We start from the raw sequence: 16861 nt of genomic DNA, 5'->3' as shown, positions 1-16861 counted from the left end.
ATCGCAGCCGCCTTTCTCTCGCGGGCGCTGACATGCTGATTCAAATGAGCGAGCAGACGCGGGTGCGTTGGCACAACGCGCTGATCGAACTGACGCTGCTGACCGGCGTGGGCTACAACCTGCTGCTGGCGTTGATCAATGCCAATGTATTCATTGTGCGTCCCGTGGTGACGTATGCGGTGGAGTTTCTGGTCTACGCCGCCTGCTTCCTGCTCGGACTGGGCTCGATGAGCCGCCAGCGCATTGCGATGATCGTCGGTGGGCTGGGGTTGATCGTCACGCTCATGTTCGTCCGGTTCCTGGTCAACTGGCAGATCGACCCGAAATTTTTCCGCGACGCGTTGGTGGTATTCGCGTTTGTCGTGCTGGGGTCGGCGTACACCGGCTCGCTGCCGAAGCTGTTCTTGCGCATGACGATCATCGTGTCGTTGGTCGCCGCGTTCGAATTGGCGATGCCTACCGCCTACGGCGACCTGGTGAACCCAAAGAGCTTCTTCGTCAACGCACGCGGGATGAGCGCCGAAGGTTTCTGGAACCAGGACAGCAACCTGTTCGTCAGCGCCACCCGGCCGGGTGAGCGTAACTTCCTGCCGGGCTCGAATTTGCCGCGGGCGTCGTCATGGTTCATCGAGCCAGTAACGATGGGCAACTACATCTGCTTCTTCACTGCGATCGTGCTGACGTTCTGGCGCTGGATGCGACCGGCGGTCTTGATGTTGTCCATCGGGCTGATCGGTTTCATGATCGTGGCGTCCGACGGCCGACTGGCAGCGGGCACGTGTGTCTTGATGGTGCTGCTGTCGCCGCTGTTGAAACGGCTGGACCAACGATTGGCGTTCCTGCTGTTCTTGCTGGTGATCGCGTCCGCCTGGTTGTTGGTCTGGATAACGGGGATCACGGCCTACCAGGACACCACGATGGGGCGCATTTTCTTCACCGTGAACTCGATGAACAATCTGTCGTTCGAGTCGTGGATGGGCCTGGATTTCGCGCAGGCGTACCGGTATTTCGACAGCGGTATTTCTTACTTCATTGCTTCGCAGTCGATTGTCGGCGTGCTGGCGTTCCTGCTGTCTTACTCCTTCCTGTTGTTGATGCCCAGCAAGGAAGGGCAGTTGTTCAAGAACCTGGCGATGTTTGCGTTCGCGCTGAGCTTGCTGGTGTCAAACGGCTACTTCTCCATCAAGACGTCGGCCTTATGGTGGTTTGTGTGCGGCTGCATGTGGCACATGGTGCCGGCTGGTGCGTCGATGCTGCGCACTCGAGTGAAGCAGCCGTCCACTCCGGATGATCCTGAACTGGCATTGCCTGTGGGGAGCGTGCGATGAGCGTGGCGGCATCGGCAGTGACGTCGTCGGAGACGTCGACGCGACCAGCGGCAGACGTGGCAGTGCGACGGATCCGCGACCCGCGCATCGATGCCACCAAAGCAATTGCGATCCTGCTGGTGGTGCTATGCCATGCCAAAGGCGTGCCTTATTGGCTCACGGTGTTTGCGTACAGCTTCCACGTGCCGTTGTTCTTCATGGTGTCCGGGTGGCTGGCGTCCGGTTTCGCATCGCAGAAAAATAGCCTGACGCAGACCGTGGCTAAACAGGCACGCAGTTTGCTGCCGCCCTACCTGGTGTTTTATCTGTTTGGGTATGTGTATTGGCTGCTGACACGCAACATTGGCGAGAAAGCTGCACGCTGGGGTAACCATCCCTGGTGGGAGCCAATCACCGCCATGTTCACCGGTGTTGGGCCAGATCTGTATGTGTTGCCGCCGTTATGGTTTCTGCCAGTCATGCTGGTGACGGTGCTTGCCTACACGTTGCTCAGGCGTGTGATGTCGCCTCCGGTCATCGTGCTGATCTCGCTGGTGGTGGCGTGGGCGTGGATGGCCTGGTTCCCATCGCAACGCAGCCGCCTGTTCTTCGGTCTGGACGTGCTGCCGGTATCGCTGTTTTTCTATGCAATCGGTGCACTTTTGGTGCATCTGTCGGCACGGCTGCCGAAATCCATCGTAGGCAGTGCACTCGCGATGTTGGTGCTAGCGTTTTCGGTTGCATGGATTGCGCAGACCAACGGGCGGATCGATATCAACATGCTCGAATTTGGCCGCAACCATGCGCTGTTTCTCGCCGGTGCGTTGTTGGGCTCGCTGATGGTGATCTGCGCCGCGCCGCTGGTGCAGCATTGGGCGTGGATCCAATGGGTGGGGCGTAACACGCTGCTGATCTTATGTCTGCATATGCTGGTGTTCTTCGTGCTCTCGGGTGTGGCTTCGGTTGCGGGTGGATTCCCCGGTGGGCGCCCAGGCGCTGGCTGGGCGATCTTCGTGACCATCGTTGCATTGCTGGTGTGTGTCCCGGCGCGTTGGGTGCTGATACGCGTCGCGCCATGGGCGCTTGGCTTGCCTGCACAGCTGCGCGCCAAAGTGGCATCGCCGTCCTATTCCTGACTCGGAGAGCCGTTCGCAATGAAAGTCGTGCATGTGGTCCGCCAGTTCCATCCGTCGATCGGGGGGATGGAGGAAGTCGTGCTGAACGTGGCACGTCAGCATCAGGCCAACAGTGCCGACACGGTTGAGATCGTGACGTTGGATCGTGTGTTCACCGATCCCTCCGCGCAACTGGCGCAGCACGAGGTCCATCAGGGGTTGCCGATCACTCGCATCGGCTATCGTGGTTCATCGCGGTATCCAATTGCGCCTTCGGTGCTGGGGGCGATCCGTTCGGCGGACGTGGTGCATCTGCATGGCATCGATTTTTTCTACGACTACCTGGCGTTGACCAAGCCGCTGCATGGCAAGCCGATGGTGGTCTCGACGCATGGCGGGTTTTTCCACACTGCCTATGCGTCGCGTATGAAGCAGATCTGGTTTCAGACGCTGACGCGTACTTCTGCGCTGGCCTATGCGCGTGTGATCGCCACTAGCGAGAATGACGGCGACCTGTTCGCCAAGGTGGTTGCGCCGTCGCGCTTGCGGGTAATCGAGAACGGTGTCGACGTCGAGAAGTATGCAGGGCAGGGCGCTCGATCAGCCGGGCGGACCATGCTGTATTTCGGGCGTTGGTCGGTCAACAAGGGCCTGATCGAAACGCTTGAATTGCTGCAGGCTGCGCTCACGCGTGATCCGCAGTGGCGGTTGATCATCGCCGGGCGCGAGTACGATTTGAATGAGGCGGATCTGCGCAAGGCCATCGCCGAACGCGGTTTGCAGGACAAGGTGCAGCTGAGCATGTCGCCATCGCAGCAGCAGTTGTGCGCGTTGATGCAACAGGCGCAGTTTTTCGTGTGCCTGTCGCGGCATGAGGGATTTGGGATTGCGGCGGTGGAAGCGATGAGCGCAGGGTTGATCCCGATTCTCAGCGACATTCCTCCGTTCGTGCGGCTTGCCACCGAGTCCGGACAGGGTGTGATCGTCAATCGCGACAGGATTCAGGCCGCGGCCGACAGCGTGCAAGCATTGGCGCTGCAGGCCGATGCGGACTTCGATGCGCGGCGCACGGCGACCATGGCGTATGTGGCGCGCTACGACTGGCGTCACGTGGTGGGGCGTTATATCGACGAGTACCACGCGGCGCTGGGAACGCCGCGAACGCAGGAGGCCGTGCGATGAGCGCGTCTGCTTCGCTGCCAGTAACGCGCGCTGCTGCGGCGCCCCGGATCACGGTGCTGTTCTCCACCGAAAAGCCGAACGCCAACACCAACCCGTATCTCACCCAGCTCTACGATGCGTTGCCTGACGCGGTGCAGCCGCGCTTTTTTTCGATGCGCGATGCGTTGTTGTCGCGCTACGACGTGCTGCATCTGCACTGGCCGGAATATCTGCTGCGCCATCCCAGCAAGATGGGCACGCTGGCCAAGCAGGCCTGCGCAGCCTTGCTGCTGATGAAGTTACAGCTGACCGGTACGCCGGTGGTGCGCACCCTGCACAACCTGGCGCCGCATGAAGACCGTGGCTGGCGCGAGCGCGCGCTGCTGCGCTGGATCGATCAGCTGACGCGGCGCTGGATCCGCATCAACGCCACCACACCGGTGCGGCCGCCGTTCACCGACACCATCCTGCACGGCCATTACCGCGACTGGTTCGCGACGATGGAGCAGGGCGCCACGGTGCCTGGTCGGCTGCTGCATTTCGGATTGATCCGGCCGTACAAGGGCGTTGAGGTGTTGCTCGACGTCATGCGCGATGTGCAGGATCCGCGCCTGAGCCTGCGCATCGTCGGCAACCCGGCGACGCCACAGATGCGCACGCTGGTCGAAACCGCCTGTGCGCAGGATGCACGTATCAGTGCACTGCTGGCCTATGTCGAAGAGCCGGTGCTCGCGCGCGAGGTCAGTGCCTGTGAACTGGTGGTGCTGCCATACAAGCAGATGCACAACTCCGGCACCTTGCTGCTGGCGTTGTCGCTGGCACGGCCCGTGCTGGCGCCGTGGAGCGAATCGAACGCCGCGATCGCCGAAGAGGTGGGTCCGGGTTGGGTGTTTCTCTACGAAGGCGAGTTCGATGCGGCGTTGTTGAGCGGCATGCTCGATCAGGTGCGCGCCGCGCCGCGTGGCCCGGCGCCCGATCTTTCACAACGTGATTGGCCACGGATCGGGCAATTGCACTATCGCACCTACCTGGAAGCGCTCGGCAAGGATGGAGACGCCGCGCTGTGACCGCAGAGACATCGACCATGACCTCCCCAACACCGCCGCCGCGCAGCCTCGGGTCGCGTGCCGCCGGCGGCGCCGCCGTGACCATGATCGGGCAGTCGGCCAAGATGATCGTGCAGTTCGGCGGCATCGTGCTGCTGGCACGTTTGTTGACGCCGTACGACTACGGCTTGATGGCCATGGTGACGGCGATTGTGGGTGTGGCGGAAATCTTGCGGGATTTCGGCCTGTCATCGGCGGCGATCCAGGCCAAGCATGTCAGTCGCGAGCAGCGCGATAATCTGTTCTGGATCAACAGTGGCATCGGGTTGGTGCTGTCGGTGGTGGTCTATGCAGCCGCTCAATGGATTGCCGATTTCTACCACGAGCCGGTGCTGGTCACTATTTCCCAAGCGCTCGCGGTGACCTTCCTGCTCAATGGCATGACCACGCAGTACCGGGCACATCTGAGCCGTGGACTGCAGTTCGGCCAGGTGGCGCTGAGCGATGTGGGTGCGCAGGTGCTGGGGCTGGTGGCCGGTGTCGCGGCGGCACTGCTGGGTTGGGGGTATTGGGCGCTGGTCTTGCAGCAAGTGGTGCAAGCGCTGGTAAATCTGGTGATCGCGGTCGCCTGTGCACGCTGGCTGCCGCGCGGCTATCGCAAGGATGCGCCGATGCGCACCTTCCTGAGCTTCGGGTGGAACCTGATGGCGGCGCAGTTGTTGGGCTACGCCAGCCGCAATATCGGCCAGGTGATCATTGGTGCACGGACCGGTGCCGACGCGCTGGGTCTGTACAACCGCGCGTTTCAGCTGTTGATGATGCCGTTGAATCAGATCAATGCGCCTGCGACCAGTGTGGCGCTGCCGGTGCTGTCGCAATTGCAGGACGAGCGCGAGCGTTTCGACGCGTTTTTGTTGCGCGGACAGACGGTGATGGTGCATCTGATCGTGGCGCTGTTCGCATTCGCCTGCGCACTCGCATTGCCGTTGATCGTGCTGGTCCTGGGTGAACAATGGCGCGAAGCGGTTCCGTTGTTTCAGGTGCTCACCATCGGTGGCATCTTCCAGGCGGTTGCCTATGCGGCGTACTGGGTTTTCCTGGCCAAGGGACTGATGCGCCAGCAGTTGGTGTACTCGCTGGTTGGTCGCGTGCTGCTGATTGCCTGCATCCTGGTCGGTTCGGTCTGGGGCGTGATGGGGGTGGCGGTCGGCTACTCACTCGGCCTGCTGCTGCTATGGCCGTTGTCACTGGTGTGGATTGGCAAGATTTCCAATGCACCAGCGCTGCGCTTGTTCAACAACGGCTTGCGCGCGATCGTGGGCTATGGTCTGGCCGGTGTTGCGGCGTACTACGCAGCGCAGTGGATTGGCGGGCCGTTGTGGAAGCAGCTGCTGGCCGGCAGTGGTGCCATGCTGGTGGGCTGCGTGTTGGTGTTTTTGGTATGGCCTGCCTTCCGGCGCGATGTGTTGTCGATCCTGGACATCCGCAAGTTACTCGGCGAGGCCAAGCGCAAGCGATGATTTCCTCTGACCACCCCAGATTGTTATTGCAGTTCGGCAGTGTCCCTTCATTCCCACTACAAGGATTCGGCCCATGAGCGCTTCGTCTTCCGCCCCTGACACCGCCATTCGCCGGCCCTGCTATCTGGTGCTGTCCGCGCACGACTACCGGACCCCGCGCCGCGCCAATATCCATTTCATCACCGATCAGCTGGCCACCCGCGGCACCACGCGCTTCTTTTCGCTGCGTTACAGCAAGTTGTCGCGGATGAAGGGCGACATGAGATTGCCGCTGGACGACACGGCCAACACGGTGGTTCACCACAAAGGCGTGGACTGCTATTTGTGGCGCACGCTGGTGCACCCGTTCAATACCCGCAAGCCCTGGCTACGCCCGGTAGAGGACATGATGTTCCGCTGGTATGCGGAGCATCCGCCCGCCACGTTGGTGCAATGGATCCGCGAGTCTGACGTCATCGTGTTCGAAAGCGGGATCGCGGTGGCTTTCATCGAGCTCGCCAAGCGCCTCAATCCGCAGGCAAAGTTGGTCTATCGTGCTTCCGATGGGCTGAGCACCATCAACGTGGCTTCCTTCATCGAACGTGAGTTCGACCGCGTGGCGCCGCAGTTGGATGTGATCGCCCTGGTCTCGCCGGCAATGGCAACCGAGATCGCCAGCCGCGACAACGTCTATCACGTGGGGCATGGCGTGGATCACGACCTGGACCAACTGGGTGACCCGTCACCGTACGGCGAGGGGATTCATGCAGTCGCAGTGGGATCGATGCTGTTCGATCCCGAGTTTTTCGTGGTTGCCAGCAAGGCGTTTCCGCAAGTGACCTTCCACGTCATCGGCTCGGGAATGGGGCGCCATCCCGGCTATGGTGACAACGTAGTGGTCTACGGCGAGATGAAGCACGCAGAGACCATTGGCTACATCAAGCATGCCCGCTTCGGGATCGCGCCGTATGCGTCCGAGCAGGTGCCTGTATACCTGGCTGATAGCTCGATGAAGTTATTGCAGTACGACTTCTTCGGGCTGCCCGCGGTGTGCCCGAACGCGGTGGTCGGGCCGTATCAGTCCCGCTTTGGCTACACGCCGGGCAATGCCGAGTCGGTGATCGCGGCGATCAGCCTTGCGTTGGAGGCGCCGCGCGTGCGGTACCGTCAATGCTTGAACTGGTCCGACACCACCGATCGCGTGCTCGACCCCACGCCCTATCCCGAAACGCGTCTGTATCCCGCTGCCAATGCCAGCGCAGCAGCTCCCGCTGCCGCCGCCGCGTTGGCGCATTGATCGCCGCTCGACTTTTTTGACTTCTTTGCAAAGGACCCCCATGCCGAACCCGCTGCTGCACAAATGGATCGAACACACCGAGCGCAAGGCTCTGTACTGGTGGCAGCCCAAGAACGGCAGCGTGAACATGGGCGATCACCTGTCCAAGGTGATTGTGTCCAGCGTGCTCGGCCTACGTGACAAGACCCTGATCGAGAAGCGTGATCTGTCCAGGAAGCTCATCGCGATTGGTTCGGTGCTGCATTTCGCCAACACCGGCGATACCGTGTGGGGTAGTGGCATCAACGGCAAGATCCCGGCCGAACGCAATACCTTCGGTGCGTTGGATGTGCGCGCGGTGCGTGGCCCCAAGACGCGCGGGTTTCTGATGGCACGCGGCATTGCCGTGCCGGAAGTGTATGGCGACCCTGGGCTGCTGATGCCCAAGTTTTTCCCCGCCGACGCCCTGGGCCCGGTCACCAAGCGTCCATTCGCGATCGTGCCGCACTTCAACGAGCCGGTTGAGAAGTACAGCGCCTACGCCGAGCATCTGGTGTTTCCCAACGTCAAGCCGGCCACCTTCATGAGTGCGCTGCTGGGTGCGGAGTTTGTCATCAGCAGTTCGCTGCATGGCCTGATCCTGGCCGAAGCCTATGGCATCCCGGCGGTGTATCTGGACTGGGGTAACGGCGAAGACCGTTTCAAGTACGACGACTACTACCACGGCACCGGGCGCATGCAATGGCATGCGGGCCACAGCGTGGAAGAATGCATGGAACTGGGCGGCAACGGCAGTTTCGATCTTGAACGCTTGCAGGCAGGATTGCTGGCTGCGTTCCCTTACGATTTGTGGTGAAACGACAATGCATGGCCAACCAGCAGGTGTGGAGACGGCAACGGTGAGTCCAGCGACACCTGCGCAAGGGGTGGTGATTCCGCTGGGCGGCTTCCCGGTGTTGTCGACCACGCAGGAAGCCTTCGCGCTGGATCTGTTCCATGCGCTGGCCGCGCACCAACCGCGCCGGGTGTTCTTCGCCAATACCAATTTCATCGTGCAGTGCCAGGCACTGCGCGCGCGCATGCAGGCGCCGGCAGTGCGCATCGTCAACGATGGGATCGGCATGGATCTGGCGGCGCGCCTGATCCATGGCCGCCGATTCGCCGGCAACCTCAACGGCACCGACCTGATTCCGTACCTCTGCCGCGAGGCCGCGCAGCCGCTCAAGTTTTTCCTGCTGGGCGGCCGCCCGGGCGTGGGCAAGACCGCCGCGGCGACCTTGACCGGAACGCTGGGCCAGCAGGTCGTGGGCATGTGCGATGGCTATGGCGAATTTGCGGCGGCGGGCGAGGGCCTGGCCGAACGCATCAATCGCTCCGGTGCCGATGTGCTGCTGGTGGCCTTCGGAAACCCGCTGCAGGAGCGGTGGATCCTCGACCACAGCGAGGCCTTGCAGGTGCCGCTGGTGTTCGGCGTGGGCGCCCTGCTGGATTTTCTCTCCGGCACCGCCAAGCGCGCGCCCAACTGGGTGCGCCGTTTGCATATGGAATGGATGTACCGGCTGCTCAACGAGCCGCGCCGGTTGCTCAAACGCTATAGCTGGGATCTGCTGGTGTTCTTCCGCACCTGCCTGCGTGCGGGCAAACAGCTGGCGTGATGCACGGCGGCGGTGTGTGGCCTAGCATGCGGACATGCATCCAACCGCCGCCGCGCTGATTCGAACATTGGACCTTGCCCCCCATCCGGAGGGCGGCCATTACCGGCGCGTGTACGCGTCGAAACGCCAGGTGCTGGATGACAGCGGTGCGCCGCCGCGTCCGGCGCTGACCGCCATCCGCTTCCTGTTGTGCGCAGGCGAAGCCAGTCGCTGGCATCGGGTGGATGCCGAGGAGTGCTGGCACTGGCAGCAAGGTGCGCCGCTGGAGTTGCTGATCTTCGACGAAGCGAGCGGGCAGTTGCGGCGCGAGGTGCTGGACGCCGCAGAGCGTGGCGACGCCATGCACGTGGTGCCGGCCGGCTGCTGGCAGGCGGCGCGCTCGCTGGGGGACTTCACCCTGGTGGGCTGCACGGTTTCGCCAGGGTTTGTCTGGGCGGGATTCGCGCTGCTCGAAAACGGCTCGCCGCTGGCGGCGCAGCTGGCCGCGTTGGTTGCCGAAGGCGCCGCGCCGGAGCCGCCAACGCTTCCCTAACGCGTGCGGAGCCGCGTTCGCGTAGTGTCCGCGTTCCAACCGGGAGGCGGTACGTGATGCAGCGCAGGGGGGCGGTGTGGCGGGCAGGAATCGTGGTGGTGTCGTTGTTGGCACCGATGCTGGCGTGTGCCGTCGAGGTGGCCGTACAGGCGCCGGCAGCGCCGCCAACGGTGGTCGATCTGGAAGCCATGGTGGTGCGCGGGCAGCAACCTGGCCCCAGCCTGTGGAAGGTCAGCAAGGGCGACCACGTGCTGTGGATCCTGGGCACATTGTCGCCATTGCCCAAAGACCTGGAGTGGCAAGCGACCGAGGTCGAAACCATCATCGGCCAATCGCAGCAGGTGCTGATGGCGCCGATGGTGCAGGTGGATGCCGACGTTGGCATGTTCGGCAAATTGGCCCTGGTGCCCGCCGCGATGAAGGCGATGAAGAACGAAGACGGGCGCGAGCTGCGCGATGTGCTGCCGCCTGAGTTGTATGCGCGCTGGACCGCTGCCAAGGCGCGTTACATGGGGCGCGACCGTGGCGTGGAGCGCAAGCGGCCGATGCTGGCTGCCGGCGAGTTGTATCAGGCTGCGCTCAAACGCTCTGGCCTGGCCCGCTCGCCGGTGGTCTGGTCGGTGGTGGAGCGCGCTGCCAAGCGCGCCGGTATCAAGCCGACCTCGACCACGCTCGAATACAAGATCGACAACCCGCGCCAGGCGATCAAGGATTTCCGTGCGGGCGGTATGGACGACACTGCGTGCTTTCGCAGCATTCTGGTGACTGTCGAACGCGACCTGCCGACGATGGTGGAACGCGCCAATGCCTGGTCGGTCGGTGACATCGAAACGCTGCGCCAGTTGCCGCGTGCCGACCCGCAAGCCGCGTGCATGGGGGCGATGGCCAGCACCGGCGTGGCCAAGAAGCGCGGCATCAACGATCTGGAAGGCCGGCTGCGCCAGCATTGGCTGGAGATCGCCACGCAGGCACTGCAGCGCAACCGCAGCACCTTTGCGGTATTGCCGATCAGCCGGCTGACCGCGTCCGACGGCTATGCCGCGCGCTTGCGTGCGCTGGGCTATGAGGTGGAGGCGCCCTGAGGGCGGTGCGAGGTTGTGTGACTGGCGCGACCTGATGTGCGCTTGCACCGGTTATCGAACGCATGCTGCCCGCGGTGACAGAAAAGAGAGAGGGCGGCACGCGGGTCAATGCCGCCCGGATTCGGATGTCAGCGCGGAAACTGTAGCGCGCCCAACGTCTGCCCTGGCTCGCCACGCATGCGCGCGCGAGGCCAGGCGCACGATGCCAGTCTCGACCCGCACGAAATGCCGCCATGCCCACCCATCGCTACGGATGGCGCTGTGCTCGCCGTGCAAGCCCCACGACTGCGCCAACACTGCGCAGGCAGCTGGGTCTGCCTGGCCGGCCACGGTATGCTGCGCGCCTTGACCAACGAGGCGGATCTGTTGAACGCATTGCCGCTGCGCATCCTGGGCACCGGGTGCCACGTTCCCGCCACGGAAGTGACGTCGCAAGAACTGGACGCACGCTGGCAGTTGCCGCCGGGAACCACGTTCGCGCGGCTGGGCGTCGCCACGCGCCACTACGCGGGCGAGGGCGAAACGGCCTCGTCCATGGGCGCAGCCGCCGCGCAAGCGGCATTGGCTAGCGCTGGTATCGACAGCGGCGAGATCGACTGCCTGATCTCCGCCTGCAGCGTGATGGAGCAGCCGATCCCGTGCCAGGCAGTGCTGATCCAGCGTGCCCTGGGGCTGGGTGACTCTGGCATCCCGGCATTCGATGTCAACGCCACCTGCCTGAGTTTTCTGGTCGCATTGGACATGGCCACAAACGCGCTGGCCCTGGGCCGCTATCGCCGCGTGCTCATCGTCTCCAGCGAAGTGGCGTCGGGCGGGCTGGATGCGGCGGTGCCATCGACCGCCGGCTTGTTCGGCGATGGCGCTGCCGCCGTGGTGGTGGGGCGCAGCGCGCCGGACGGAGACTCGGCGCTGCTGTCCAGCCGCCTGGCCAGCTACGGCAGCGGTGCCGAGCTGTGCCGCATCCGCGGTGGCGGCAGCCGCTATCCGCGTGGCGAAGACACCACGCCCGAAGCCACGCGGGTCTTCACCATGGATGGGCGCGGTGCGTATCGCTTTGCGGCGCGCCACCTGCCCGTGTTCTGGGAGCAGCTGCTGCGCGACGCCGGCGCCGAGACCACCGCACTGCGCTGCCTGATCCCGCACCAGGCCTCCGGTGGCGGCCTGGATCATGTGGTGCAGGCGCTCGGCCTGCGCCCGGAGCAGGTGGTGCGCATCCTGCACGCACATGGCAACCAGGTGGCGGCATCGCTGCCGCACGCGCTGCATCAGGCCAGGGTCACGCAGCAGCTGCAGCGCGGCGAACTATTCGCGATGCTCGGCACCGGTGCCGGCCTGTCGATCGGCGGCATGGTGTTGAGGTACTGATGGCGACGCGGGTCTCGGTCGAGTTGTTGCGCATCGGGCATTGCCGCCACTGCGAACGTATGGTGCGCGCGGACGGGCATTGGCATGCGGTGGAATTCCCCGCGTTGAGTGTGCTGATCCGGCATCCGCAACGCGGGGCGCTGCTGTATGACACCGGCTATGCAGCGCATTTCTTCCGTGCCACCGATCCGTTGCCGGAGCGGCTGTATCGCTGGACCACGCCAGTGACCTTGCCCGCCCAGGAGCGTCTGCAGGCGCAGCTGGCGCGCCGTGATCTGGCGCTCGAGGACATTGGCTGGTGCCTGATCTCGCACTTCCACGCCGACCATGTCGGCGGTCTGCGCGATCTACCCACTGCGCGCTTCATCTGCCTGCACGCCGACTATGCACAGCTGCGCGCGGCCTCGCGCCTGGGCGGCCTGCGGCGTGCACTGCTGCCGCAACTGCTGCCAGACGACTTTGCGCAGCGCGTGCAGTTTGCCGAGCAGGCGCCGCAGCGCGCACTCGGTGGCGCGTGGAAGGGCCTGGGCGTGGGCTACGACCTGTTCACCGATGGCAGCGTGATGGCGGTGGCGTTGCCCGGGCATGTGCCCGGGCAGATGGGGCTGTGGTTGCGCGACCAGCACGATCGCGAGGTGTTGCTGTGCGCCGACGCGGTGTGGTCGTCGGCCACCTTTGCAAGCTTGGCGTGGCCGGCCTGGCCCACGCGGCTGCTGATGCATGACTGGTCCGCGTTCCAGCGCACCGTGCGCGTGCTGCATAACTTGGTGCAGGCGCATCCGGAGCTGGCGATCCTGCCATCGCATTGCCAGCCCAGTCTGGACCGTTATCAACCGGAGTGGCGATGAGCCTGCGTATTCTTGTCACCGGCGCGTCGGGCTTTGTGGGCGGCGCCTTTCTGCGGCGCTTTCAGGGCCAGCCAGGGTTGGACATCCACGGGATTGGCCGCCGCGCCTGCGCGTTGCCCAACTACCATCGCATCGACCTGAGCCAGCCGTTTACGCTCGACTGGCAGCCGGATGTGGTGATTCATGCGGCGGCACTGGCGTCTCCCTGGGGCACCCGCGCCCAATTCGAGCTGCACAATGTGCAAGCCACCGCGAATGTCATCGACTTCTGCACCCGCAACGGCAATCCGCGTCTGCTGTACGTGTCATCGAGCTCGGTGTTCTATCGCGAAGAACATCAGTACGCGCTCAGCGAAGACAGCCCGATCGGGCCGCGCTTCGTCAACACCTACGCGCAGACCAAATACCTCGGCGAGACGCTGCTGGACGGGTATGCGGGCGAGAAGAGCATCCTGCGTCCACGCGCGGTATTCGGCCCCGGCGACACCGTGCTGTTTCCGCGTGTGATTGCTGCCGCACGCAAAGGAGCGTTGCCGCGGTTTGTCGGCCAGAGCCAGCCGGTGATCGGCGATCTGATCTACATCGATGCGCTCTGCGACTACCTGTACCGCGCCGCCGTCGCGCCGCAGCTGCAACCGTCCTACAACCTCACCAATGCGCAGCCGGTCGATCTGCAGCAGCTGCTGCTGGATGTTCTGGCGCGCCTGCAGTTGCCGTTGCCACAGCGGCAGGTGCGCATCGGCACCGCGTTGCGGATGGCCAGTGTGGTGGAGGGCGCCTACCGGTTGCTGCGCCTGCGTGGCGAGCCGCCGATCACGCGCTTCGGCGTGGGTGTGTTTGCGTACTCCAAGACCTTCGACCCGCGCCGCACGCTGGCTGACCTGGGCACGCCCAGCGTTGGTCTGGACGAAGGCATCGACGCCTTCGTGCGTTGGCAGGCAGCGCAGTGGGTGTAACCACGCTGCTGCTGGCGCTGGCCTATCTCGCCATGCTGATGCTGCGTGCGCTGGGTGCGTTGTGGATTGTGCAGCGCCGCGCCGCAGTGCAGGTGCCAGCGGGAACGCAGGCGGAGGTGGCGATCCTGCAACCCATCCTCGGCGGCGATGCGCATCTGCAGCAGGTGCTCGCCGCCAACCTGCAGGCGCTGCCGCACGCCCAGTTCGTCTGGTTGCTGGATGCCGACGACGCAGCGGGCAACGCTGCTGCAGCAACCCTGGTCGCACAGCATCCTGGCGTGCGGATCGCATGCATCACGGTGCCGCCCGCACCGCCCGGCATCAATCCCAAGGCCTGGAAGCTGCACCACGCACTGCCGCAGGTACAGGCATCCATCACCTTGATCCTGGACGACGATGCGCAGCTAGGCAGCGTTGCGCTGGCGCAGCTGCTGCACGACCTGGCGCACGCCGATCTGGTGACCGCGCTGCCGTACTACCAGGACGGGAGCACGTTGGCAGGGCGGCTGCTGGCGCAGTTCGTCAACAACAATGCCGCGCTCACGTATCTGGGGTGGCTGCCATGGGCGGCGCCTCTCACGATCAATGGCATGTGCTATGCCGGTCGCACGCAGCAACTGCAGGCCTGGGGCGGATTTGCGCCATTGTTGGACCAGCTGACCGACGATCTGGCCTTCGCCGCGCATGTGCGTGCGCAAGGGGGGCGGCTCTGGCAGTCCACCGCGCCGGTGGCGATGCGCACTGCGTTGCCCGATCTGGCCAGCTACGTGCGACAGATGCATCGCTGGATGTTGTTCGCGCTGTTGTTGCTGCGCCGCCAGCGCCCGGCCGTGAAGCTGGCGATCGGCGCGCTGCATGGGCTGCCACCGTGGCTGTTGATCGCCACGCTGCTCGCGGCCTGCCTGCAACCCGGAGCGCTGTCGTTTGCAGCAGTCGCCGGCCTGCTCACCGTGCGTGCCGCGGTGCTGTGCCTGCTGCAATGGCGCACCACCGGCGCGAGCCGGCACCGGCCACTGCTGTCGCTGGCGGCCGAGTGCCTGCAGCCGTTGCACCTGCTGCATGCCGCACTGATGCGCACGATTCGTTGGCGTACCCGTCGCTACCGCGTGCTGCCGGATGGGCGGTTTCGTGCCCAGTGAGCCGCTGCTGCAGATCGCCTTCCTCACCGGGCAAAGCGATCCGGGGCGCTGCGCGCTGAGCGAGGAGCAGCGCCTGTTTCTGCAGCAATTGCGCGGGCACGGCAGGCGCCTGTTGGACTGCAACTATCCCTATCGCGCGGATGGCGCTGCGCATCAGCGCGTACCGCTCTGGCGGGCAAGTGCGGCCAACGCGCGGCAGTATCTGGCCGCGCGCAGTGGCCCGGTGGCGCCGCCTGAGCGCGCAGCAGTCATCACGCAACTGGAGCCAGTGCCGCTCACGCTGCTGCTGGTCGGCAGCTGCGGCCTGCAGCTATTGGCGGCGTTGCACCTGCCGGCGCCACTGCGCGCGCGCGTTGCGGTGTTCGCCTACGGGCCGGTTGCGAATGCGGTGGCACCGTTCGAGCAGCAATGCATCGTGCAGGGGCGCCGCGACTGGATCTCGCGCGCGCTATATCGCGGGCCGGTGGACATGCAGCCCGCGTGCGGGCACATGGACTATCTGCGCGACAGCACGGTGCGCGCGGCCTGCCAGGCGTTCGCGAGCGAAGTGGAGCAGGCCGGGCGGCGAGGGCAGACATGCGCATCGATCTGATCGCGCCGCCGTACAGCGGGCACCTGCATCCGATTCTGGCAATCGCGCGCCAACTGGCGGCGCAGCACGACGTGCGCGTGATCAGTACGCCTGCGGCAATGGCGCGCATCGCAGCGTGCGGCCTGCACGGCATCAGCGTGCTCGATGCGCAGGCCGACCAGCTGCTGGCGCAGATCGCCAATCCGCCGAACGCGGTCGGCCACAATCCGTTGCGGCTGCGCCGCCAATTGCACGCCGCCCTGGGCCTGATGGTGCGGCTGGGTGAGGCCCTGCAACAGCACTACCGCGGACGCAGGCCGGAGCTGGTGATTGCCGACTTCACCGTGCCCAGCGCCGGGTTGGCGGCGCAGGCCATGGGCATTGCCTGGTGGACCAGCCTGCCGTCTCCTTGCGTGCTGGAAACCGCCGATGGCCCGCCAGCGTATTTCGGCGGCCTGCTGCCCGCGAGTAGCGGGCCGCATCGGATCTGGCATGGCATCGCGCGCCGCCTGACGCGTGGCTTCAAGCGCACCCTGCATCGCTGTTACCGGCAGCAGATGCGTGCGGCCGGGTTGCCCGCGTTGTACCGCGCGGATGGCAGCGAGGCGGTGTATTCGCCGCACTGCGTGCTCGCGCTGGGCCTGCCGTCGTTTGAATTTGCGCGGCGCTGGCCTGCCGCAGTGCGCTTTGTCGGGCCGCAGTTGTGCACGCCGCCCAATGACGTGCCGCCGCCCAGGTTCATCGACGGGCGCCGCCACGTCCTGGTGACGTTGGGCACGCATCTGCAATGGGTCAAGCAACGCATGGACGCGGACCTACGCGCCTTGGCGCCGCAGTTCCCGGACGTGGTGTTCCATTTCAGTGCGGGCGATACCGCGCTGCCGCCGCAGCCAGCGCAGGGCAATTATCACTGCCTGCCGTATGTCGATTACGCACAGCATCTGCATCGCTACGCGTTGGTGGTGCACCACGGTGGCGCCGGCATTCTGTACGCGTGCCTGGCGGCGGGGCTGCCATCGATCGTCTACCCGCTGGACTACGACCAGTTCGACCACGCGGCACGGCTGCAGGCAGCCGGTGCTGCGTGGTGGTTGCGCGATCTGGGCGGTTTGCCTGCGTTATTGCAGCAAGCGTTGAACGGCGACGCCGTGTTGCCTGGCGTGAACCGGCTGCAGGCGCAATTGCGGGAGATCAATGCGCAGGCACCGCTGCTGCAGTTGGTGGAAGCCTTTGCGTGCAACGGGAAAGTGTCCACGCTTTAGCATGGTGGTGAATACCAAAGCAGTGCTGCACGATTCGAGATCGAGGA

The 16861-nt window shown here is 64.7% G+C and carries 16 protein-coding genes; all 16 read left to right on the top strand.

Annotated elements, in window-relative coordinates; genetic code table 11:
- The first annotated feature begins 44 nt into the window (after positions 1-44).
- The 16 genes from QRM60_RS07095 (at position 45) to QRM60_RS07020 (ending at position 16814) form a co-directional block, all read left to right on the top strand.
- Positions 45-1328 carry a polysaccharide biosynthesis protein GumE gene (locus tag QRM60_RS07095; protein ID WP_238151466.1) on the top strand — a complete coding sequence of 428 codons (1284 nt, stop codon included), beginning with the start codon at positions 45-47 and terminating at the stop codon, positions 1326-1328.
- Positions 1325-2443, top strand: coding sequence for an acyltransferase family protein (locus QRM60_RS07090; RefSeq protein WP_285445867.1), 1119 nt, complete (start codon positions 1325-1327; stop codon positions 2441-2443). The genes QRM60_RS07095 and QRM60_RS07090 overlap by 4 nt, the downstream gene beginning before the upstream one ends.
- A gap of 18 nt (positions 2444-2461) precedes the next feature.
- Positions 2462-3604, top strand: coding sequence for a glycosyltransferase family 4 protein (locus QRM60_RS07085; RefSeq protein WP_285445866.1), 1143 nt, complete (start codon positions 2462-2464; stop codon positions 3602-3604).
- Positions 3601-4650 (top strand): glycosyltransferase, encoded by a 1050-nt coding sequence (locus QRM60_RS07080; RefSeq protein ID WP_285445865.1) that lies wholly within the window; start codon positions 3601-3603, stop codon positions 4648-4650. Before QRM60_RS07085 ends, QRM60_RS07080 begins: the two co-directional genes overlap by 4 nt.
- 17 nt (positions 4651-4667) lie before the next feature.
- Complete coding sequence (locus QRM60_RS07075) at positions 4668-6149, top strand: lipopolysaccharide biosynthesis protein (RefSeq protein WP_042598478.1); 1482 nt, start codon at positions 4668-4670, stop codon at positions 6147-6149.
- Positions 6150-6222: 73 nt separating this feature from the next.
- Positions 6223-7425: a glycosyltransferase family 1 protein gene (locus QRM60_RS07070; RefSeq protein WP_285445864.1), complete on the top strand. Its 1203-nt coding sequence runs from the start codon at positions 6223-6225 to the stop codon at positions 7423-7425.
- Positions 7426-7465: 40 nt separating this feature from the next.
- Positions 7466-8260 carry a polysaccharide pyruvyl transferase family protein gene (locus QRM60_RS07065; protein WP_285445863.1) on the top strand — a complete coding sequence of 265 codons (795 nt, stop codon included), beginning with the start codon at positions 7466-7468 and terminating at the stop codon, positions 8258-8260.
- Positions 8261-8267: 7 nt separating this feature from the next.
- The gene (locus QRM60_RS07060; RefSeq protein ID WP_011037584.1) at positions 8268-9059 is read left to right on the top strand and encodes a WecB/TagA/CpsF family glycosyltransferase; all 792 of its coding nucleotides are present in this window, start codon (positions 8268-8270) and stop codon (positions 9057-9059) included.
- 34 nt (positions 9060-9093) lie between these two features.
- Positions 9094-9591, top strand: a complete 498-nt coding sequence (locus QRM60_RS07055; RefSeq protein WP_285445862.1) for a cupin domain-containing protein — start codon at positions 9094-9096, stop codon at positions 9589-9591.
- A gap of 56 nt (positions 9592-9647) precedes the next feature.
- Positions 9648-10673, top strand: coding sequence for a TraB/GumN family protein (locus QRM60_RS07050; protein WP_285445861.1), 1026 nt, complete (start codon positions 9648-9650; stop codon positions 10671-10673).
- A gap of 333 nt (positions 10674-11006) precedes the next feature.
- Positions 11007-12038, top strand: coding sequence for a 3-oxoacyl-[acyl-carrier-protein] synthase III C-terminal domain-containing protein (locus QRM60_RS07045; RefSeq protein WP_285445860.1), 1032 nt, complete (start codon positions 11007-11009; stop codon positions 12036-12038).
- A complete protein-coding gene (locus QRM60_RS07040) occupies positions 12038-12886 on the top strand; it encodes an MBL fold metallo-hydrolase (protein ID WP_285445859.1) in 849 nt (282 codons plus the stop codon). Before QRM60_RS07045 ends, QRM60_RS07040 begins: the two co-directional genes overlap by 1 nt.
- Positions 12883-13842 carry an NAD(P)-dependent oxidoreductase gene (locus tag QRM60_RS07035; RefSeq protein WP_115577254.1) on the top strand — a complete coding sequence of 320 codons (960 nt, stop codon included), beginning with the start codon at positions 12883-12885 and terminating at the stop codon, positions 13840-13842. The genes QRM60_RS07040 and QRM60_RS07035 overlap by 4 nt, the downstream gene beginning before the upstream one ends.
- Positions 13833-14981 (top strand): glycosyltransferase, encoded by a 1149-nt coding sequence (locus tag QRM60_RS07030; protein ID WP_285445858.1) that lies wholly within the window; start codon positions 13833-13835, stop codon positions 14979-14981. Before QRM60_RS07035 ends, QRM60_RS07030 begins: the two co-directional genes overlap by 10 nt.
- Positions 14959-15573 carry a hypothetical protein gene (locus QRM60_RS07025; protein ID WP_285445857.1) on the top strand — a complete coding sequence of 205 codons (615 nt, stop codon included), beginning with the start codon at positions 14959-14961 and terminating at the stop codon, positions 15571-15573. The genes QRM60_RS07030 and QRM60_RS07025 overlap by 23 nt, the downstream gene beginning before the upstream one ends.
- Positions 15558-16814: a glycosyltransferase gene (locus QRM60_RS07020; protein ID WP_285445856.1), complete on the top strand. Its 1257-nt coding sequence runs from the start codon at positions 15558-15560 to the stop codon at positions 16812-16814. Before QRM60_RS07025 ends, QRM60_RS07020 begins: the two co-directional genes overlap by 16 nt.
- Positions 16815-16861: the final 47 nt, after the last annotated feature.

The organism is Xanthomonas sp. fls2-241-TYG-148 (assembly GCF_030208815.1).
Classification (GTDB): domain Bacteria; phylum Pseudomonadota; class Gammaproteobacteria; order Xanthomonadales; family Xanthomonadaceae; genus Xanthomonas; species Xanthomonas campestris.
This window is presented reverse-complemented; position numbering and strand designations above follow the sequence as displayed.